Origin of the sequence: Kitasatospora sp. NPDC057904, assembly GCF_042887925.1 — a bacterium.
Taxonomy (GTDB): Bacteria; Actinomycetota; Actinomycetes; order Streptomycetales; family Streptomycetaceae; genus Kitasatospora.
In genome coordinates this window covers 175,630-195,177 of the sequence record NZ_JBHVOL010000011.1, presented here as the reverse complement: position 1 = coordinate 195,177, position 19,548 = coordinate 175,630, and the positions used below count along the sequence as shown (strand labels likewise).

Here is a 19,548-nt window from a genome sequence, read left to right as displayed (position 1 = left end):
AGAAATGATCAGCAGGCCGGACGGTGCGGCGCCGGCTCCGCGCCCGCCAGGGCGGCGGTGATCACGAGGGTGCCGTCCTCGGCGCGGAAGTCCAGCGGCACGGCCAGCCGGCGCATCGCCGTGATCAGGCCCGCGTTCGAGGCGTGGGTCACCGCGTACACGGTGCCGATCCCGGCGGCCCGGGCCATCGCGGCCAGGCGGCGCAGCAGGGCCAGTCCGAGCCCGCGCCGCTGCCAGCCGTCCTCCACCAGGACGGCCAGCTCGGCCTCCCCGTCGTCCCACATCAGGTGCCCGAGGGCGACGATCCGCCCGTCCCCGGCCGTCACGGCGAGGCTGCGCCCGTGCCGCCCGTCCAGCAGGTGGTCCAGGTGGCGGTCGGAGTCGCGGACCGGCCCGTGGTAACGCAGTCGCAGCGAGGCGGGGGAGCAGCGCTGGTGCATCGCCCGGGCCCCGGCCTTGTCGGCCGGACCGGCCGCGCGGACGATCAGCGCGGTCCCGTCCGCCAGGGACAGCCGGGCGGGGAGCGGCTCCTCCGCGACGAGGGCGTGCAGCCGGCCCTTCGCCGGGTGCGTCCGGGCGGCCCGGAGCGGGGCGTCGAGGAGCGCCACCCGGCCACCGGGCCCCTCGGGCACCGCGCACCTCCGGTCGGACCTGCCGAAAGACCGGGTCCAGAGCCGTTCGAAGCGCGTGTGCGATGCCGTCATGGAGGCGACGCTACCGACACCGCGCTTCGGCGCGGTTACGCGATCGTGAACGCACGAGTGTCCGGGACGGACCCGGGACGTGCCCGTGACCGGGCCGGGACGGATCCGGCGGAAGGCGCTGTCGGGCCGGGACGGATCCGGGTGGAAGGCGCTGTCGGGCCGGGACGGATCCGGTGGAAGGCGCTGTCGGGCCGGGACGGATCCGGCAGAAGGTCCCTGTCGGGCCGGGACGGAGCCGGCAGAGGTCCAGACCGGTGCCTCATGTGGCCGGGACAACGGGCGGCCGACGGTGGTGGACATGTCCGGCGCTCCTGACGAACACAGGGCGCCGGGGCGTGTCAGTCCACGAACGAAGGCTCTCTCATGCGTACCACCCCGTCCGTCCCCGCCACCGCGACCACCGCCGTGCCGCACGCCCGGCGCGCCCCCGCCGCCACCGCGCTCACCGGCCTGCTCGACCACCAGGCGCGCACCCGGCCCGCCTCGGTGGCCGTCGTCGGCGAGGGCCGCGACCTCACCTTCCCGGAGCTGCGCGAGGACGCCCGCCGCCTGGCCGGCCTCCTGCGCCGGCTGGGCGCCGGGGCCGACACCCCCGTCGGCCTGTTCACCGAGCCGTCGGCCGAGCTGGTCACCGGGGCCTGGGGCGTCCTGTACGCCGGGGCCGGCTACCTGCCGCTGTCGCCCGAGTACCCCGAGGACCGGCTGCGCTACATGATCGAGGACAGCCGCACCCGGATCGTCGTCACCCAGGAGCACCTGCGTGAGCGGCTGGCCGCGCTGGCCCCGGCCGGCACCGAGGTCGTCACGCTCGCGGACGCCCCGGCCGTCCGTCCCGACGACGGCGCCCACCCGGCGCCGGAGTCCCTGGCCTACGTCATCTACACCTCCGGCAGCACCGGCCGCCCCAAGGGCGTCGTGATCGAGCACGGCTCCGTCGTCTCCCAGCTGCGCTGGATGCACGGCGCCGGCCACCTCGGCCAGGACGTCACCGTGCTGCAGAAGACGCCGATGAGCTTCGACGCCGCCCAGTGGGAGATCCTCGCCCCGGCCGTCGGCGCCCGCGTGGTCGCCGGCGCGCCCGGCCTCTACCGCGACCCGGAGGCGCTCGTCGCCGCCGTCCGCCGCCACGGGGTGACCGCGCTGCAGTGCGTGCCGACCCTGCTCCAGGCGCTGCTCGACACCGACGGCTTCGCCGACAGCCGCAGCCTGACCGGGATCTTCTCCGGCGGCGAGGCGCTCTCGCTGCGCCTCGCCCGCGACCTCACGACCGCCCTGCCGTGGGCGACCCTGGTCAACCTGTACGGGCCGACCGAGTGCACGATCAACGCGACCGCGCACGTCGTCGACCCGGCCGCGCTCGGCGAAGGCGCCGGGGCGGTGCCGATCGGCCGGCCGGTCGACGGCACCCGGTGCCACGTCCTCGACGCCGACCTGGTCCCGGTCGGCGAGGGGGAGACCGGCGAGCTGTACATCGGCGGCGTCCAGCTGGCCCGCGGCTACCTGCACCGCCCCGAGCTGACCGCCGAGCGCTTCGTCGCCTGCCCGTTCACCCCGCACGAGCGGCTCTACCGCACCGGCGACCTCGCGCACTGGAACCCGGACGGCACCCTCCAGTTCGCCGGCCGCGTCGACAACCAGGTCAAGCTGCGCGGCTACCGGGTCGAGCTGGACGAGATCGCCCGCGCGATCGAGGAGCACACCTGGGTCCGCCGCTCGGCCGCGATCGTCACCGCCGACGAGCGCACCGGCCATCAGAACCTGATCGCCTGCGTCGAGCTGAATCCGCGTGAGGCGGCCCTGATGGACCAGGGCAACCACGGCCGCCACCACCAGTCCAAGGCCGGGCGCCTCCAGGTCAAGGCCCAGCTCTCCGACCCCGGCCTGCGCGACCTCGGGCAGCTCGCCGGCCGCCCGCACGTCGACCTGCCCGGCCGCCGTGGGACCGCGGCGCAGCGCCGGGAGGTCTTCGCCCGCAAGACCTACCGCTTCTACGAGGGCGGCCGGGTGACCCGCGACGACCTCGCCGCGCTGCTCGCCCCGCGCCCCGCGGGTGCCTTCGGGCGCGGCCTGGAGCTGCTGAGCCTGCCCGAACTCGGCCGCGTCCTGCGCTGGTTCGGCCAGTTCCACAGCGAGGAGCGGCTGCTGCCCAAGTACGCCTACGCCTCGCCCGGCGCGCTGTACGCGACCCAGCTCTACCTGGAGACCGGCGGCCTCGACGGGCTCGGGGCCGGCCTGTACTACTACCACCCCGTCGAGCACAGCCTCATACGCGTCGGCGACGCCGAGGAGCGCCAGGACCCCTACCTGACGCTGCACTTCTCCGGCAAGACCGGCGCCATCGCCCCCGTCTACACCAACAACATCCGCGAGGTGCTGGAGTTCGAGACCGGCCACATGCTGGGCGTCTTCGAGGAGGTGCTGCCCGAGTACGGTCTGGACGTCCGCCCGCTCGGCTTCCACCCGGCGGTCAAGGACCGGCTGGACGTCGCCGACGAGGACCACTACCTGGGCAGCTTCGCCGTCGTCCGCGGCGACGGCACGCCGCAGGCCGACCCGACCGAGGTGTACGTCCAGGCCCACGAGGACCGCGTCGAGGGCCTGCCGGCCGGCCTGTACCGCCACGCCGGCGGCGAGCTGACCCGCGTCTCGGACGACGTCGTGCAGTCCCGCCACGTCATCGCGATCAACCAGGCCGTCTACGCCCGCTCGGCCTTCGGCATCACCGCCGTCAGCCGGGCCGGCGAGGAGTGGCTGCAGTACGTCGCCCTGGGCACCAAGCTGCACCACCTCCAGCGCAACGGCCTGTCCTTCGGCTTCATGTCCTCCGGCTACAGCTCCAAGTCCGGCCACCCGCTGCCCGCTTCGCGCCGCTTCGACGAGATCCTCGGCGCCGCGGGGATCCCCACCGGCCCGTCGTACTTCTTCCTCGGCGGCAAGGTGAGCGAGGAGCAGGTCCGCAGCGAGGGCATGCACGAGGACACCGTCCACATGAAGGGACCGGCCGAGATCATCAAGGACGAACTCGCCAACCTGCTGCCCGACTACATGCTCCCCAACCGCGTCCTCGTGCTGGACGCCCTGCCGCTGACCGCCAACGGCAAGGTCGACCTCAAGGCGCTCGCCGCCTCGGACACCGTCCGCGACGCCGACGTCCGCGGCGAGTACGTCGCCCCCGCCACCCCGCAGGAGCGGTGGCTCGCCGAGGCCTGGGGAGAGGCACTCAGGTACGAGGACCCGGCCACGGTCTCGACGGCCGACGAGTTCTTCGCCGCCGGCGGCAACTCGCTGATCGCCGTCGCCCTGGTCAACCGCATCAACCGCGCGTTCGGCACCGCCCTGCCGCTCCAGGTCGTCTTCGAGTGCCCGAAGCTCGCCGACCTCGCCGCCCGCATCGCGGACGCGTCGGCCGGCGCCGGCTCCGCGGCCTCCTCACGGCTCGTCCCGCTGCACCCCGGCACCCCCGAGCGACCGGTGTTCTGCTGGCCCGGCCTCGGCGGCTACCCGATGAACCTGCGCCTGCTCGGCCGCGAGGCGAGTGACGGACGCGCCTTCTACGGCATCCAGGCGCACGGCATCAACGCGGGCGAGACGCCGTACCCGACCATCCGCGAGATGGCCGCCGCCGACGTCGCCGAACTGCGCCGCGTGCAGCCCGAGGGCCCGTACACGCTGTGGGGCTTCTCCTTCGGCGCCCGGGTCGCCTTCGAGGCCGCCTGGCAGCTGGAACAGGCCGGCCGGCGGGTCGAGAACCTGCTGCTGATCTGCCCCGGCAACCCGGAGGTGCGCCGGGCCGACGGCCGCACGTGGGGCCGCGAGGCCTCGTACGCCAACCCGGCCTACGTGACCATCCTGTTCGGGGTGTTCACCGGCCGGATCAGCGGTCCGGAGCTGGAGCGCTGCCTGACCGAGACCGCCGACGAGGACACCTTCGTCACCTCGATCCGCCGGCTGCTCCCCACCCTGGAGGAGGAGGTGGTCCGCCGGATCGTCCGGATCGTCGGCGAGACCTACGAGTTCGAGTACAGCTTCCGCGAGCTCGCCGAGCGCCGGCTGGACGTCCCGGTGACGATTTTCAAGGCCACCGGCGACGACTACTCCTTCATCGAGGGCAGCTCCGGCTACTGCGCCGCCCCGCCCACCGTGGTCGACCTGACCGCCGACCACTACGGCGTCCTCAAGGAGCACGGCGTGGTCGAACTGGCCGCCGCGATCCGGGCGCTGGAGCGGATGGCGCGTGGGCACTGACGCGGACACGCTCACGGATGGCCCAGGATCCGTGAGCGAGGAAGCCCCTTCGGATAGGGATGGCTCGGCTCCCCGCCGAACCCACCTCGACCCCGAAGGGGCTTCTCCATGTCGTTGAAGAAGACCGTGTTCGCCATGGCCGGCTGCGCCCTGCTGCTCGCCCTCGCCCAGCCCGCCGCCGCCGACAGCAGCAACCACGGCCCCAAGACCCCGCAGGAGGCTGCTGCCTGCAAGTCCGTGACCGGCTCCCTCCTCGGCGGCTTCGGCTCGATGCTCGGCAACGCCGTCTGCGTGGTCCAGCCCGACAACGGCTGAGCCCGGGGCCCCGCGGGCCCTCTCCGGCTTCCGCTCACACGATGCGGGTCGGTGCGTCCAGGAGGTCGTGGCCGCCGGTGGTCACGAGGGCGGCCAGGTCGGTGCCGGAGAGGGCGTGCGGGGCGCGGAGGAAGAACTCGTCGACGGCGCCGCGGGGGAGCGGGTGCGACTGCATCGAGACGATCATGACCTGCTGTTCGGCGAACGCGGTGCACACGCGGGCCAGGCCGGCGGGGGAGTCCTCGACGGTGGCGCGGACCCGCCAGAGGGCGGTCGGGGCGATCTCGGTGGCGGGGGGCGGCGGCGGGCCGTGCAGGTGCTGCCGGTGGGACCACCACGTGTGGAACAGCGTCGTGGCCAGCAGGGCCACCGCCGAGGCGGCGAGCAGCACCGGACCGTCGTGGCCCTTCACGACGACCTTGGCGACGAGGTCGGCCGCCGTGACGGAGACGAAGACGGCGGCGAGCTCGACGGTGTCGCGGCGCCAGCGGTGGGTGCGGGTCCGGGTGCGGGAGGGGGTGGGCGTTGCGGAGGTGTGGACGGCTGTCGTGGTGTGCTCCGTGTGCTCCATGGCACCACTGTCCCCGTGTGGTGTTTCCCGTCCACGAACCTCCCGTGACCTGCGGGTTAAGGTATCGGCCCGGGCGTTACTTCCGGAGGTCCGCCGCGGCCGTCGCCACCTCGGCGAGGAGGAGTTCCAGGTCCGCCTCCGTCGTGTCGGCGTTCAGGAGGCAGGCGCGCAGCATCTCCGTCCCGTCCAGGCGGGCGCCGGTGACGAAGACCTTGCCACGGCGCTGCACGGCGACGGGCAGCTCGCGGTTGAGCGCGTCGAGGTCGGCGCCGGCCAGCCCGGCGGGGCGGTGGCGGAAGGCGACGATCGAGGTCTGCACCTCGGCCAGCAGCTCGAACTCGTCGTGGGCCTCGACCAGTTCGCCGAGCCGGCGGGCGAGCGCGGTGCACCGCGCGATGTCGCGGGAGAGGCCCGCGCGGCCCTTGTGGGCGATGGTCGCCCACACCTTGAGCGCGCGGAACGGGCGGGTCTGCTCGGTGCCGTACTCGGAGAACCAGCCGAGCTCGCCCGCGGCCTCGTCGCGCAGGTAGGACGGGACGAGGCTGAAGGTGCCGCGCAGCTCGTCGGTGTCGCGGACCAGCGCGCAGCCGCAGTCGACCGGCACGCCGAGCCACTTGTGCGGGTCGAGGGCGAGCGAGTCGGCGCGCTCCAGTCCGGCGTAGCGGTGGGCGATGGCGGGGTCGAGGACGCCGAAGGCGCCGTACGCGCCGTCGACGTGCAGCCACAGCTCCTGCTCGGCGCACAGGTCGGCGATCGGGCCGAAGGCGTCGACGGCGCCGGTGCCGACGGTGCCGGCCGAGGCGACGACGAGGAAGGGCAGCAGCCCGGCGGCGCGGTCGCGCTCGATCGCGGCGCGCAGGTCGGCGGTGTCGAGGCGGCCGTCCGGGCCGGTGGCGACGGTGCGCAGGTGCCTGCTGCCGAGGCCGAGGAGCTCGGCGGCCTTGCGGACGCAGGAGTGCGTCTCGCCGGTGACGTAGCCGACCAGCGGGGGCATTCCGGCGAGGCCGTCCTCGCGGACGTCCCATCCGGCCCGCCGGGCGGCGCGGTTCCGGGCGGCGGCGAGGCAGACGATCGTGGCCATCGAGGTGCCGGAGGTGAGCAGGCCGCCGCCGGCCGGGTGCGGGAAGCCGACGAGTTCGGCGATCCAGCGGACGACGGCGCGCTCCAGGTGGACGTCGGCGTGGTCGCCCCCGGCGGAGCTGGGGTTCATGGCGGAGGCGGCGAGGGTGGCGAGGACGCCGGCGGCGGCGGGGGCGGAGTTGACCCAGCCGAAGAAGCGCGGGCTGCCGTTGCCCATGGGGTGGGGTAGGACGTCCCGGCCGATGGCCTCGACGAGCTCGGCGAGCGGGCGGCCGTCGGCGGGCAGCGGGGCGTCGAGGAGGGCGCTGCGGGCCGCGTCGTCCATGGGCTGCCAGACGGGGCGGCCGGGCAGCTCGGCGAGGTGGTCGGAGACGAGGTCGGCGGTGGCGTGGGCGGCGGTGCGGAAGTCGTCGGTTGCCATGCGGCGTGCTCCAGCGGTGCGGAGGGGGCGCGGCGTCCTCGGCGCACCGGGTGATCAGCCGATGGTACGGAAAGGGCCCGCGCCGTGCGGCGCGGGCCCGTCGACCGGGACGGCGGGCTCAGTCCAGCGAGGCGGAGAGCCCGCTCGCGGAGCGGCAGTAGCCCTGCATCTCCTTGTTGGTGATCTTGGCGCAGAGCCGTCCGGCCGCGCCGCCGTCGGTGTAGTTCACCGTGTAGTAGCTGACCAGGCCCTCCGCGCAGGCCTTGCGCTGCCAGCCGTCGGCGGCCGTCGCGCACTGCTGGGCGGCCCAGTCCTCGCGGTCGAGGTTGTACTTCATCGTCCGCGAGCCGACGCCCCGGCTGCAGTCGACGGCCCCGCCGCTCGCCTTGCCGTTGAGGCACCACTTGAGGGCGTCGGCGTACACCTCGGGGTGGTTCGGGTAGTCGTGCGAGGAGAGGTAGAAGGTCGGCGCGTAGAAGTAGCACGCGGACTGGAACAGCGACGGCTGGTCCTTGCACGGGTAGAGCGGGTCCTGGGCGAGCTTGTCGGTGGGCAGGTTGGCCTTGGCCTGCTCGTCCTCCTCGTCCGGGCCGAAGAGCTGCATGAACAGGCCCTCGGAGCAGCGGATCCGGTTCTGGTCGGTGGTGAACTTGTTGCACAGGTCGCGGGCCTTGGCCACGTCCTGCTTGGCGACGAACATCGTGCCGTGGCCGACGCCGTGGATGCACGGGCCGCTGTTCTTGGGAGCGCACAGCTTGAGCAGGTCCACCTCGGGCTGGGTGGAGGCGTTCAGCATCTCCTCGACGGCGCCGTGCAGGTAGCCGGCCGCGCAGGTCTCGTGCGGGAAGGAGATGACCTTCTGGAAGTCGGCGTTGAACCGCTTGACGGCCGCGTGCCCGAGCTCGTGCGCGATCGGGTGGCAGAAGCGCACGGTGTACGGCTTCTCCTTGGTGATCTTGTCGAGGTCGGCGAGGGCGACGCCGGGGTCGGTGGCGTCCATCTCGGCCATCATCTTGTTGCGCAGCGTCGAGCGGGTCCAGACCGCCGGGTCGCCGGTCGGGGTGGCGCTCGCGGCGGGGGTGCCGTCGGGCGAGGCGGCGGTGGCGGCGACCTGGGCGGTCGCCGCGTTCGCCCTCGCCGGCGACCAGTCGGTGACGGCCACCGAGCCCAGGCCGAGGACGCCGAGCAGCAGGGCGGTGAGAATCGCGAACGCTCGCGGTTGCATGACGGGATCCCCCGGCGGATCGAGTGCGGACGGTTCGCTCCCATCCTGACGCGCGAAGCGGCCGCAGTCCGCGTTTTCGCCCGCCATCCGGGAGTGTCGGCGACGCTACCGCACCGTCCGGTCCCCGCCCCGCGCGGGACGGTCCCGTGGGGCCGCCGGGGCCCGCCCCGACGGCGCAGCCGGCCCGGGGGCTCCGCTGCGCCGCGCGGGGGAGGGAACGCTCAGATCTCCAGCGACACCTGGTACTCCGTCAGCCAGGTGGCGAGGTCCAGCGCGAGGTCGACGCCGAGCCGCACCGACTGCGGGTCGGTCCCGGGGGCGAGCGCGTCGTTCAGCCGCCGCCGGTCGAGCAGGCCGAGCACCGGGGACTTGCCCTCGGCGGCGAGTTCGGCGAGTTCGGCGAGCAGCAGCGCCGGGTAGTGCGGGTCGGCGGTGACGGGGTACGGGCTCTTCACCCGGTCGGCGATCTCGTCCGGCAGCACGTCCCGGACGGCGGCGCGCAGGAGGCTCTTCTCCCGGCCGTCGAAGCTCTTCATCGCCCACGGCGTGTTGAAGACGTACTGGACGAGCCGGTGGTCGCAGAACGGCACCCGCACCTCCAGCCCGTTGGCCATGCTCATCCGGTCCTTGCGGTCGAGGAGCAGGCACACGAAGCGGGTCAGGTTGAGGTAGGAGACCTCGCGCATCCGGCGTTCCAGCGGGCTCGCGCCGGGCAGGTGCGGCACCTCGGCGAGCGCCTCGCGGTAGCGGGCGCGGCGGTAGCCGGCCAGGTCGAGCTTGCGCAGGAGGTCGGCGTCGAGCAGCTGCTCGCGCATGCCGGCGCCCGGGCCGGCGAGGCCGCGCTCGATGTAGGGCGCCCACGGGAAGTCGTCGGCGGCTATCGCGTCGGGGTCGTGGAACCAGGGGTAGCCGCCGAAGAGCTCGTCGGCGGACTCGCCGGACAGGGCGACGGTGGACTGCCGGCGCACGCCGCGGAAGAGCAGCAGGAGCGAGACGTCCATGTCGGCGAAGCCGCCGGGCAGGTCCCGGGCGCGCAGGACGGTGGCGCGCTGGGCGGGGTCGGTGAGGTCGGCGGCGTCCAGTTCTATGACGTTGTGGTCGGCGCCGACGTGCTCGGCCAGCATGCGGGCGTACGGGCCGTCCGGCGTGGACCGGATCGCGTCGGCGTGGAAGTTCTCGCTCTGGCCGGCGAAGTCGACGGAGAAGGAGCGGATCGGGCCGGCGCCGGCCCGGCTCAGCACGCCCGCCGCCAGGGCGGTGACGGCGCTGGAGTCCAGGCCGCCGGACAGCAGGGAGCACAGCGGTACGTCGGAGTCGAGCTGGCGGTGCACGATGTCGTCGAGCAGGGCGCGGACGGTCGCGACGGTGGTGTCCAGGTTGTGGGTGTGCTCGCGCGCCTCCAGCGCCCAGTAGCGGCGCACGGTGATCCCCTCGCGGCGCACGCGGACGACGTGGCCGGGGCGGACCTCGGCGATGCCGCGGTAGGGGGTGATGCCCGGGGTGCGGCAGAAGGCGAGGATCTCGCGCAGCCCGTCGAGGTCCACGACCGGCCGGACGGACGGGTGGGCGAGCAGGGACTTCACCTCGGAGCCGAACACCACGCCGTCCGCCGTGGCGTGGTAGTGCAGCGGCTTGACGCCCATGCGGTCGCGCACCAGCAGCAGCTCCTCGTGCCGGGCGTCCCAGATCGCGAAGGCGAACATGCCGTTCAGGCGCTCGGCCAGGTGCTCGCCCCACTCCAGGTAGGCGCGCAGCACGACCTCGGTGTCGCTGCGGGTGCGGAAGCGGTGGCCGGCCGCCCGCAGCTCCGCGCGGAGCTCGTCGTGGTTGTAGACCTCGCCGCTGTAGGTGAGGGCGGCCAGCAGCCGGCCGTCGTGCTCGACGGTCATCGGCTGGACGCCGCCCTCGACGTCGATCACCGCGAGGCGGCGGTGCCCGATCGCGGCGTGGCGCTCCAGGTGCACCCCGCCCGCGTCCGGACCGCGGCAGATCTGGGTGGCCGTCATGGCGTCGAGGACGCTGCGGGCGGTTTCGCGCTGGTCGTTCCGGTCGGCGGTGAGGTCGCGGTCGAAGGCGACCCATCCGGTGATGCCGCACATCAGCAAGCCTCCGGTCTTCCGCTACGTGTGGAGAGGGTCACGCTACGTGGCGTCCGGGTGAGCGACAAGGGTGTGTCGAAAAGGTGAAGGGAAGGGTTCCGCATGGTTGCCTGGGCCGAAAGTCGGAATGTCTGCCCGATTCCGGGCAGAAACTTTGGCTTCCGGGTCGTCGTCCGCCTAATGTCTTCCTCCGTGCCGAGCTCACCCCACCCTCATGACGACCTCGTCGCCCACCTCACCCGGACCAGCCCCCTCGGGCCCCGGGAGGCGGCGCGGGTCGTGGCGGAGGTCCTGGCGTACTTCTCCGAGACCACCGAGGAGTACGTCCGCCGCCGCCACGGTGAGCTCCAGGCGCGGGGACTGACCAACGAACGGATCTTCGCCCGGCTCGCCGAGGAGCTCCCGGCCCGCCGCGTCGCGGCACCGGAGCTCTCGGCGCGCCAGCTGCGCCGCATCGTCTACGGCTGAGCCGACACCAACTCCATGGAGGAGCCCGTCATGTGCGGAATCGTGGCCTACATCGGCCCCAAGGACGCGACCCCCTTCCTGCTCGAAGGCCTCGCCCGGCTGGAGTACCGCGGCTACGACTCGGCCGGTGTCGCCGTCGCCGGCCGCACCGGCGGCATCAAGCTCCGCAAGGTCAAGGGCCGGGTCGCCGACCTCGCCGCCGCCGTCCCCGCCCGCTTCAAGGGCACCACCGGCATCGGCCACACCCGCTGGGCCACCCACGGCGTCCCCAGCGACGAGAACGCCCACCCGCACTTCGACAACGCCGAGCGCATCGCCGTCGTCCACAACGGCATCATCGAGAACGCCGACGAGCTGCGCGCCCGGCTCACCGCCGACGGCGCCGTCTTCCGCTCCGAGACCGACACCGAGGTGCTCTCCCACCTCATCGCCGCGCACGCCGCCGAGGGCGTCGAGCTGGAGGAGGCCGTCCGCGCCGCCCTCGGCAAGGTCGTCGGCACCTACGGCATCGCCGTCCTGGACGCCGAGCAGCCCGACCGCATCGTCGTCGCCCGCAACGGCAGCCCGATCGTCCTCGGCATCGGCGAGAAGGAGATGTTCGCCGCCTCCGACGTCTCCGCCCTCGTCCGCTACACCCGCCAGGTCGTGCACCTGGAGGACGGCGAGCTCGCCGTCGTCCGAGCGGACGGCTTCCGCACCTTCACCGAGGACGCCCGCACCACCCACCGCCAGCCGTCCACCGTCGACTGGGAGATCGACTCCTACGACACCGGCGGCTTCGAGCACTTCCTGCTCAAGGAGATCCACGAGCAGCCCGGCTCCGTCGAGCGCACCCTCGGCGGCCGCCTCGACGAGCGCTTCGCCACCGCCCACCTCGGCGGCCTCAACCTCGACGCCCGCGAACTGCGCGAGATCCGCCGGGTCAAGATCCTCGGCTGCGGCTCCGCCTACTACGCCGGCGAGATGGGCGCCCAGCTGATCGAGGAGCTCTCCCGCGTCCCCGCGCACAGCGAGCCCGCCTCCGAGTTCCGCTACCGCAACCCGGTGATCGAGGCCGACACCCTGTACGTGGCCGTCAGCCAGTCCGGCGAGACCTACGACACGCTGGCCGCCGTCCAGGAGATCAAGCGCAAGGGCGGCCGCGTCCTCGGCGTCGTCAACACCGTCGGCAGCGCGATCGCCCGCGAGTGCGACGGCGGCATCTACCTGCACGCGGGGCCGGAGATCTCGGTCGCCTCGACCAAGGCCTTCACCTCGACGGTCGTCGCCTTCGCGCTGCTGGCCCTGCACTTCGGTCGCATCCACGACCTCTCGCCCGCCGACGGCCGGCGCATCGTCTCCGCGCTCAAGGCGCTGCCGGACCAGATCCGCGAGGTGCTCGACCAGAGCGACGCGATCGCCGAACTCGCCGCCGAGTACGCCAAGTCGGCCGGGATGATGTTCATCGGCCGGGTCCGCGGCTACCCGGTGGCGCGCGAGGGCGCGCAGAAGCTCAAGGAGATCTCGTACGTCCACGCCGAGGCCTATCCGGCGAGCGAGCTGAAGCACGGCCCGCTGGCGCTGATCAGCCCCGAGCTGCCGACCGTCGCCCTCGTCCCGGACGACGAGCTCCTCGACAAGAACCTCACCACCCTCGGCGAGATCAAGGCCCGCTCCGGCCGCGTCATCGCGGTCGCCCACCGGCGCCCCGAGGACAAGCTCGCCGACCACTGCATCCTCGTCCCCAAGAGCGAGCCCGAGCTCGACCCGCTGCTCCTCAACATCCCGCTCCAGCTCCTCGCCTACCACGCGGCGGTGGCCCTCGGCCGCGACGTCGACAAGCCGCGCAACCTGGCGAAGAGCGTGACGGTGGAGTAGTCGTCCGGCAGCTCGCGGGCGGGCGGACCCCTGGTCGGGGGTCCGCCCGCCTTTGCTCGTGGGCGACTTGTCACTGGGCGACGCGTTACGGAGTGGCGCGGGTCTCCGCTGTTGCTGTTGCTGTTGCTGTTGCTGTTGCTGTTGCTGTTGCTGCCGGGGCCTGGGACTGGGCGCGGCGGCGGGAGAGGGCCGCGCCGGTGAGGGCCAGGGCGGCTGTGAGGGCTGCGGAGGTCAGGAGTTGGGGGCGGGTCCCGGCCGAGGCCGTCATCAGCAGCATCAGGGCCGCGATCGCGGCGATGACCGCGCGGGTCGTGGCGGGGAAGCCCCGGGTGCGGAGCGGGAGCCGGCCGGCGGCTTCGAGGGAGCGGCGCAGGACCAGGTGCGAGCAGGCGACCGCCAGCCACATGAAGAGCATCGCCGCGCCCATCGCCTTCGCGAGCAGCGGCAGGGCCGTGCCGGGGGAGAGCGCCTCGGGGACGACGGCGGCGAAGCCGACGGCGGAGGCGGCGGCCACCGCGCGGGCCGGTACGCCCCGCCGGGTGCGGCGGGCCAACGCGCCCGGGGCGTCGCCGCGTTCGGCGAGGGAGTGCAGCATGCGCGAGGTGCCGTACAGGTTCGCGTTGAGGGCCGAGAGCAGGGCCACGACGATCACGGCCTGGGTGACGACGCCGGCGTGCGGGATGCCGAGCCGGCCGAGCGCGGCGACGTACGGGCTCTCGTCGGGGCGGGCGTCGCGCCACGGCAGCAGCAGGACCAGGACGGCCACCGAGCCCAGGTAGAACAGGGCGATCCGCCAGATCGCGGAGCGCACCGCGGTGCGGATGCTGCGGCCCGGGTCCCGGGACTCGGCGGCGGCCATGCCGATGACCTCCATGCCGCCGAACGCGAAGACGACGCCGAGCAGCGCCGTGACGATCCCGGACAGGCCGTTGGGGGCGAACCCGCCGTCACCGGTGAGGTGGGAGAGGCCCGGTGAGCCGGCGCCGGGCAGCACGCCGAGGAGGGCGGCGGCGCCGAGGGCGATGAACGCGACGATCGCGAGGACCTTGAGCGAGGCGAACCAGAACTCGGCCTCGCCGAAGGTCCGGACGTCGGTGGTGTTGACGGTGGTGAAGAGCGTCATCGCGGCGAGGGCGAACGCCCAGGAGGGGACGGCCGGCCACCACGCGTGCAGGATCGCCGCAGCCGCCAGGGCCTCGACGGCGATGGCCACGGCGGTCACCCAGGTGTACAGCCAGCCGGTGGTGAAGCCGGCCCACGGTCCCAGCGCGCGACGCGCGTAGACCGAGAAGGAGCCCGACTCCGGTAGTGCGGCGGCGAGTTCGCCGAGCATGCGCATGACCGCGAGCGCTAGCACGGCGGCCAGCAGGTAGGAGACCAGCACGGCCGGACCGGCTGCCGCGAGCCCGGCGCCGGAGCCGACGAACAGCCCGGCGCCGATCACCCCGCCGAGTGCCAGCATCGCCAAGTGGCGTGAACGGAGTGCGGCTTGGGCGTTTCGGGCAGGTGAAGAGGTCACGGTTCTCCCTCGTCGAAGCGGTTCTTCGGGGTGGTCGCGCTTGACCGGCGCTTGACCAACGTGGCGAGATCTATGTTAGAAAAGCTATCAGCGTTCACAAGTCGCGCTAGCGTTTAGGCAGCAACAAGATTCGCACTACCGTGCGAAGGGGGAGTCATGCCTTCACCGTCCATCACCCGTGCCCGCGGACAGTCCGCGGACCTGCGGGACGTCATGCGCCGCTATCCCACTGGGGTCACCGTCCTCAGCAGCGGCCGCGAGGACACCGCCGTCGCCATGACGGTCAATTCCTTCACCTCGATCTCGCTCGACCCGCCGCGCGTCCTGGTCTCGGTCATGCGGACCGCCCGCGCGCACCCCGTGATCACCGCCAGCCGCCGGCTCGGCATCCACCTGCTCGCCGCCCACCAGGGCGACGTGGCCAAGCTGTTCGCCTCCCGGGAGAAGCCCGCCGGGCCCGGTCTGGGCGCCTACCTCGACCGCACTGCCGAGGGGCACGACGTGCTCCCAGGCGCCCTGGCCTCGCTGGCCTGCGAGGTCGAGGACACCTTCCCCGGCGGCGACCACGACCTGTTCCTCGCCCGGGTGCTGCACGCCACCTGTACCGAGGAGCCGCAGGACGCCCTGGTCTTCCACCAGGGGCGCTTCACCTCCGCTTCCGCGGACGGGAGTTGAGCCCGGCCGAGGGCGAGGGCATTCCCGGCACGATCCGTACGATTCGCATGATCCGTACGACCGGCGCGACCCGTACGACCGGCGCGACCCGTAGGACCGGCGCGACCCGTACGACCCGCACGATCCGTACGCTCGCCGTCCGCGGCGGCATCGCCGTGCCCGCCGACACCGTGCCCGCCCTCACCCGCGCCACCGAGGACCTGCTCGCCGGCCTGCTGGCCGCCAACCACCTCGACCGGGCGGACCTGGTGAGCCTCGTGTTCACCATGACCCCGGACCTCACCGCCACCAATCCCGCGCTCGTCCTGCACGAGGCCGGCTGGGACCTGCCCGCCCTCTGCGCGCAGGACGCCGCCTTCGCCGGAGCCCCGCCCCGCACCCTGCGGGTGCTGGCGCACCTGTCCTGGGACCGCCCCGGCCGGCCCGTCGCCGTCTACCTGGGCGGCGCCGCCCCGACCAAGCCCGCGGCCTGAGCCCTTCCCCCTCCTCTCCGTCACCCCTCCGTGCCCGCGCACGCACCTTCCGAGGACCAGCCATGCCCGAAACCGCCTCCCGCACCGCGCTCGAAGCGGTCCTGGACACCGTCGCCGCCGCCATCGGACCCGACCACGTCGTCCGCTCCGCGGACCCGGCCGCGCTCCTGCCGGCCGAGGCCAACGTCTCCGCCTTCGCCGCCCGCGCCCTGAACGCCGTCCTGCGCCCGGGCAGCGCCGAGGAGGTGCGGTCCGTCGTCCGCGCCTTCGACGAGCACGGCGGCGCCCGGGCCGGCCTGCCCGGCCTGCACGCCGTCTCCACCGGCCGCAACTGGGGCCTGGGCTCCAAGGAACCGGCCGTCGGCCCGGTGGTCCGCCTCGAACTCGACCGCCTCGACGCCGTCCGCGACCTCGACGTCGAGGCCGGCTACGCGGTCGTCGAGCCGGGCGTCACCCAGGCCGTCCTCGCCGCCCGGCTCGCCGGCACCGCCCGGATGCTCAACGTCACCGCCTCCTCCGGCCACACCTCGCTGCTCGGCAACCTCGTCGACCGGGGCGTGGGCCTGCGCCGCCAGCGCACCGAGGACCTCCTCGGCCTCGAAGCGGTGCTCCCCGACGGCCGCCTGGTGCGCACCGGCTGGTGGCCCGGCACCTCCGCCGGACGAGCCGTCAACCCGTACGGCCTGGGGCCGAGCACGCTGCACCTGTTCACCCAGTCGCCGCTCGCCGTGATCACCGCCGCTGTCGTCCGGCTGCTGCCGCGCCCCGAGGCGCAGCGCGTGGTCCGGCTCTCCTTCGGCCGGGAGGAGCTGCCCGCGGCCGTGGACCTCATCCGCCGCTGGCGGGCCGGGAACGTGGTGTCGGGCGTCGTGAAGATCTACGACACCGCTTCCACCGCCACCTACGGCGGCGAGGGCGGCCACGGCTACCTCGCCCACGTGTGCGTGGACGCCACCGCCGGCACGCTCGACGCGCTCGCCGGGGCGCTGGTCGAAGAGGCCCGTGCCGCGGGCCTGTTCGGCCGGATCGCGGCGGGGGAGGAGCCGGCCGCGGACGACACCGTGTCCAAGGTCGTCCAGGCCGCGTACTCCGGCTCGGTGGAGTTCAACGAGGACATGCTCGCCTCCGCCACCGGCACCCGCGCCGACCTCGTCGACGCCGAGGGCAAGGGCTGGATCTTCTTCCTGCCGCTGATCCCCTTCACCGGCGCCGACACCGCCCGCGCCCTGGCCCTCCTCGACACCGTGCACGAGGAGACCGGGATCCGCCCCGGCGCCACCGTCAACGCCCTCGACGCCGACGTCATCGACCTCGTCGTCTCCTTCCCGTTCGACCGGGCCACCCAGGCCGAGGCCGCGCACCGCGCGCTCGACCGGGCCTACGCGCTCTTCGCCGCGGCCGGCTGGGCGCCGTACCGGCTGGACTCCGCGCACGGCGGCTGGGGCCGCGAGCACGCCCCGGACGCCGAGAACGCCGCGCTGGTCCTGGACGTCGCGCGCCTCGTCGACCCCAACGGCACGTTCGCGCCCGGCCGTTACCTCTGATCACCGTCAACTCCCGAAGGACCTCCACGATGAGCACCACCGTGACCACCACCGTCGTCCCCGACACCGCCGAGGCGATCCTCGCGCACGCCCGCACCCTCGTCCCGCAGCTGCGCGAGGCCGGCGCCCGCATCGAGCAGAACCGCACCCTGCCCGCCGACATCGTCGACCTGCTGCGCGACGGCGGCGTCTTCCGCGCCGCCATGCCCAAGACCTGGGGCGGCCCCGAGCTCACCTCGATGCAGCAGTGCGAACTGATCGAGATCCTCGCCACCGGCGACGCCTCCACCGCGTGGTGCGCCATGATCGGCATGGACTCCGGCATCTACTCCGGCTACCTCGACGACGACGTGGCCCGCGAGATGTACCCGACCCTCGACCTCGCCAACTCCGGCTGGATCTACCCGCAGGGCCGCGCCGTGCGCGTCGAGGGCGGCTACCGCCTCACCGGCCGCTGGAAGTTCGGCTCCGGCTCGGCCCACTGCGACTGGCTCGGCGCCGGCTGCCTGATCGTCGACGAGGACGGCACCCCCGAGCCCGACCCGGTCAGCGGCGAGCCCACCCACTGGCGGGTGCTGGTCTCCAAGCCGGCGGCCTACACCTTCCACGACACCTGGCACACCACCGGCCTGGCCGGCTCCGGCAGCCAGGACTACTCCTGCGAGGACCTGTTCGTCCCCGAGGAGCGCTCCTTCAGCTTCTCCGACCCGCGCCGCACCGGCCCGCTGCACGCCAGCCCCGACACCATCCTGCGCAAGATGTCCGGCATCCCGCTCGGCATGGCCCGCGCCGCGCTGGACCACGTGCGGGAGCTGGCCGCCCACCGCACCGACCGGGAGACCGGCACCCCGTGGGCGCAGGACCACCGCGTCCAGAGCACCATCGCCCGCCTGGAGGGCGAGCTGCTGGCCGCCCGCTCCGGCGTGTACGCGAGCCTGGAGCGCCAGTGGGACGCGCTGACCGGCGGCGCCGAGCTGACCGACGACGCCAGGGTGGCCACCGCCATCGCCCGCCGGCACGCCTTCCGCACCGCCCGCGACATCGTGCAGACCCTGTTCGACCTGGTCGGCGGCTCCTCCGTCTACAAGCCCTCGCCGCTGGACCGCTGGCTGCGCGACGCCTGGACGATGAACCAGCACGCCGTCGCCCAGGACTCGATCCTCCAGCTCACCGGCAACGTGCTGCTGGGCGGGAAGTCGACGAGCCCGTTCTTCTAGGCCGGCCCGCGCCACCGACCCTTCCAGGCCGGCCCGCGCCACCCCGAACGTCCCTGCCCCGCACAGCCAGACACAGAGAGGTTTCCCGACCCATGGACCGCATCCGCGTCGTCCTGTTCTCGGAAGTCAACTCCAAGCTCGGCTCGCCGTTCCTGAGCATGCTGCACGGCCACCCCCAGGTCGACCTCGTCGCCGTGGTCACCTCCCCGCACGGCAAGCGCTGCTCGTACTTCACCGACGACCCCGAGCAGGTGGACCTGGTCACCCAGGGCGCGGCGCTCGGGGTGCCGGTCCTGCGGCCGCTGTCGGTCAACCGGCCGGAGTTCGTCGAGGAGCTGGAGGGCTACGAGGCCGACTACTTCGTCGTCGCCAACTTCCAGCAGATCCTGCGCGAGCGGCTGCTGTCGGTGCCCCGGGTCACCGCCGTCAACTTCCACCCCTCGCCGCTGCCCGCCTTCGCCGGCCTCGCGCCCTTCTACTGGATGATCCGCGAGGGCGCCACCGAGTCGGCCGTCTCCGCCATCGAGATGGCGCCCGTCCTCGACAGCGGCGACCTGATCATGCAGCACCAGGTGCCGCTGACCGGCCGGGAGACCGCGCTGGACCTGCGCACCGCCCAGGAGCGGGCCAACGTGCTGATGCTGCTGGAGCTCATCCCGCAGCTGGCCGAGCGCGGCTACCGCCCGATCGCCCAGGACCCGGCGCTGCGCTCGTACTTCGGCCGGCCCTCGGACGACGACCTGCGCCTGGACCTGCGCGCCCCGCTCGCCGTCGTCGACCGGCACGTCCGGGCCGGCTACCGCTCGCCGGGCGCCTGGACCGCCGACGAGGCCGGCAGACGGGTGCGCGTCCTGTCCGCCGACCCGGCGCCGGCCGGCGCGCCCGACCGGGCGCCCGTGCCCGGGCTCGTCGTGCACGGCGAGCGGGGGCGGGTGTTCGTCGGCTGCGCCGACGGCTGGCTGGAGGTGCTGACCACCGAGTGCGACGGGCAGGAGGTCGCGCCCGCCCGCACCGGGCAGCTGCCGGACGGCGCCCGACTGGCGCACCCGCTCACCCCCGCGCCCGTCCCTCCCGTCCAGCCCTCCGTACCCGTACAGGCTTCCGTCCCCGTCCCCGCGTCCTGAGGTTCCCGTAC

The 19,548-nt window shown here is 73.7% G+C and carries 15 protein-coding genes; 9 read left to right on the top strand and 6 right to left on the bottom strand.

Annotated features, from left to right (window positions below; translation table 11 throughout):
- Positions 1–8: 8 nt before the first annotated feature.
- On the bottom strand, positions 9–704 hold the full coding sequence (locus ACFVSN_RS26955) for a GNAT family N-acetyltransferase (protein ID WP_380443715.1): 696 nt from the start codon (positions 702–704) through the stop codon (positions 9–11).
- Between the two features lie 363 nt (positions 705–1,067).
- On the opposite strand from ACFVSN_RS26955, the gene ACFVSN_RS26950 reads away from it, so the two are divergent.
- Together ACFVSN_RS26950 and ACFVSN_RS26945 are read left to right on the top strand one after the other, a co-directional pair.
- Positions 1,068–4,949, top strand: coding sequence for an amino acid adenylation domain-containing protein (locus ACFVSN_RS26950; RefSeq protein ID WP_387590970.1), 3,882 nt, complete (start codon positions 1,068–1,070; stop codon positions 4,947–4,949).
- 108 nt (positions 4,950–5,057) lie between these two features.
- Entirely contained in the window at positions 5,058–5,264 is a 207-nt protein-coding gene (locus ACFVSN_RS26945) for a hypothetical protein (RefSeq protein WP_380443711.1), read from the top strand.
- A 34-nt stretch (positions 5,265–5,298) separates the two neighbouring features.
- On the opposite strand, the gene ACFVSN_RS26940 is transcribed toward ACFVSN_RS26945, so the two are convergent.
- From ACFVSN_RS26940 to asnB, 4 genes are all read right to left on the bottom strand, one after another.
- A complete protein-coding gene (locus ACFVSN_RS26940; protein WP_387590973.1) occupies positions 5,299–5,835 on the bottom strand; it encodes a hypothetical protein in 537 nt (178 codons plus the stop codon).
- A gap of 76 nt (positions 5,836–5,911) precedes the next feature.
- On the bottom strand, positions 5,912–7,336 hold the full coding sequence (locus ACFVSN_RS26935) for a pyridoxal phosphate-dependent decarboxylase family protein (RefSeq protein ID WP_387590975.1): 1,425 nt from the start codon (positions 7,334–7,336) through the stop codon (positions 5,912–5,914).
- A gap of 118 nt (positions 7,337–7,454) precedes the next feature.
- Positions 7,455–8,561: a hypothetical protein gene (locus ACFVSN_RS26930; protein ID WP_387590977.1), complete on the bottom strand. Its 1,107-nt coding sequence runs from the start codon at positions 8,559–8,561 to the stop codon at positions 7,455–7,457.
- A 221-nt stretch (positions 8,562–8,782) separates the two neighbouring features.
- Positions 8,783–10,660 carry an asparagine synthase (glutamine-hydrolyzing) gene (gene asnB / locus ACFVSN_RS26925; RefSeq protein ID WP_380443703.1) on the bottom strand — a complete coding sequence of 626 codons (1,878 nt, stop codon included), beginning with the start codon at positions 10,658–10,660 and terminating at the stop codon, positions 8,783–8,785.
- 180 nt (positions 10,661–10,840) lie between these two features.
- Between asnB and ACFVSN_RS26920 the strand changes: the two genes are divergently transcribed.
- Both ACFVSN_RS26920 and glmS read left to right on the top strand, forming a co-directional pair.
- Complete coding sequence (locus tag ACFVSN_RS26920; RefSeq protein ID WP_380443701.1) at positions 10,841–11,128, top strand: hypothetical protein; 288 nt, start codon at positions 10,841–10,843, stop codon at positions 11,126–11,128.
- 30 nt (positions 11,129–11,158) lie between these two features.
- On the top strand, positions 11,159–12,985 hold the full coding sequence (gene glmS / locus ACFVSN_RS26915) for a glutamine--fructose-6-phosphate transaminase (isomerizing) (protein ID WP_380443699.1): 1,827 nt from the start codon (positions 11,159–11,161) through the stop codon (positions 12,983–12,985).
- Positions 12,986–13,070: 85 nt separating this feature from the next.
- Here the strand turns inward: glmS and ACFVSN_RS26910 are convergent, their stop codons facing one another.
- On the bottom strand, positions 13,071–14,447 hold the full coding sequence (locus ACFVSN_RS26910; protein ID WP_387591099.1) for an amino acid permease: 1,377 nt from the start codon (positions 14,445–14,447) through the stop codon (positions 13,071–13,073).
- A 213-nt stretch (positions 14,448–14,660) separates the two neighbouring features.
- Between ACFVSN_RS26910 and ACFVSN_RS26905 the strand changes: the two genes are divergently transcribed.
- The 5 genes from ACFVSN_RS26905 to ACFVSN_RS26885 all read left to right on the top strand — a co-directional run bounded on the left by ACFVSN_RS26905 (position 14,661) and on the right by ACFVSN_RS26885 (position 19,537).
- Complete coding sequence (locus ACFVSN_RS26905; protein WP_380503212.1) at positions 14,661–15,179, top strand: flavin reductase family protein; 519 nt, start codon at positions 14,661–14,663, stop codon at positions 15,177–15,179.
- Between the two features lie 47 nt (positions 15,180–15,226).
- Positions 15,227–15,652 (top strand): chorismate mutase, encoded by a 426-nt coding sequence (locus ACFVSN_RS26900; RefSeq protein WP_387590980.1) that lies wholly within the window; start codon positions 15,227–15,229, stop codon positions 15,650–15,652.
- Positions 15,653–15,714: 62 nt separating this feature from the next.
- Positions 15,715–17,196 carry an FAD-binding oxidoreductase gene (locus ACFVSN_RS26895; RefSeq protein WP_387590982.1) on the top strand — a complete coding sequence of 494 codons (1,482 nt, stop codon included), beginning with the start codon at positions 15,715–15,717 and terminating at the stop codon, positions 17,194–17,196.
- Between the two features lie 29 nt (positions 17,197–17,225).
- Positions 17,226–18,413 (top strand): acyl-CoA dehydrogenase family protein, encoded by a 1,188-nt coding sequence (locus ACFVSN_RS26890; protein ID WP_380443691.1) that lies wholly within the window; start codon positions 17,226–17,228, stop codon positions 18,411–18,413.
- Between the two features lie 92 nt (positions 18,414–18,505).
- Entirely contained in the window at positions 18,506–19,537 is a 1,032-nt protein-coding gene (locus tag ACFVSN_RS26885; RefSeq protein ID WP_387590984.1) for a methionyl-tRNA formyltransferase, read from the top strand.
- Positions 19,538–19,548: the final 11 nt, after the last annotated feature.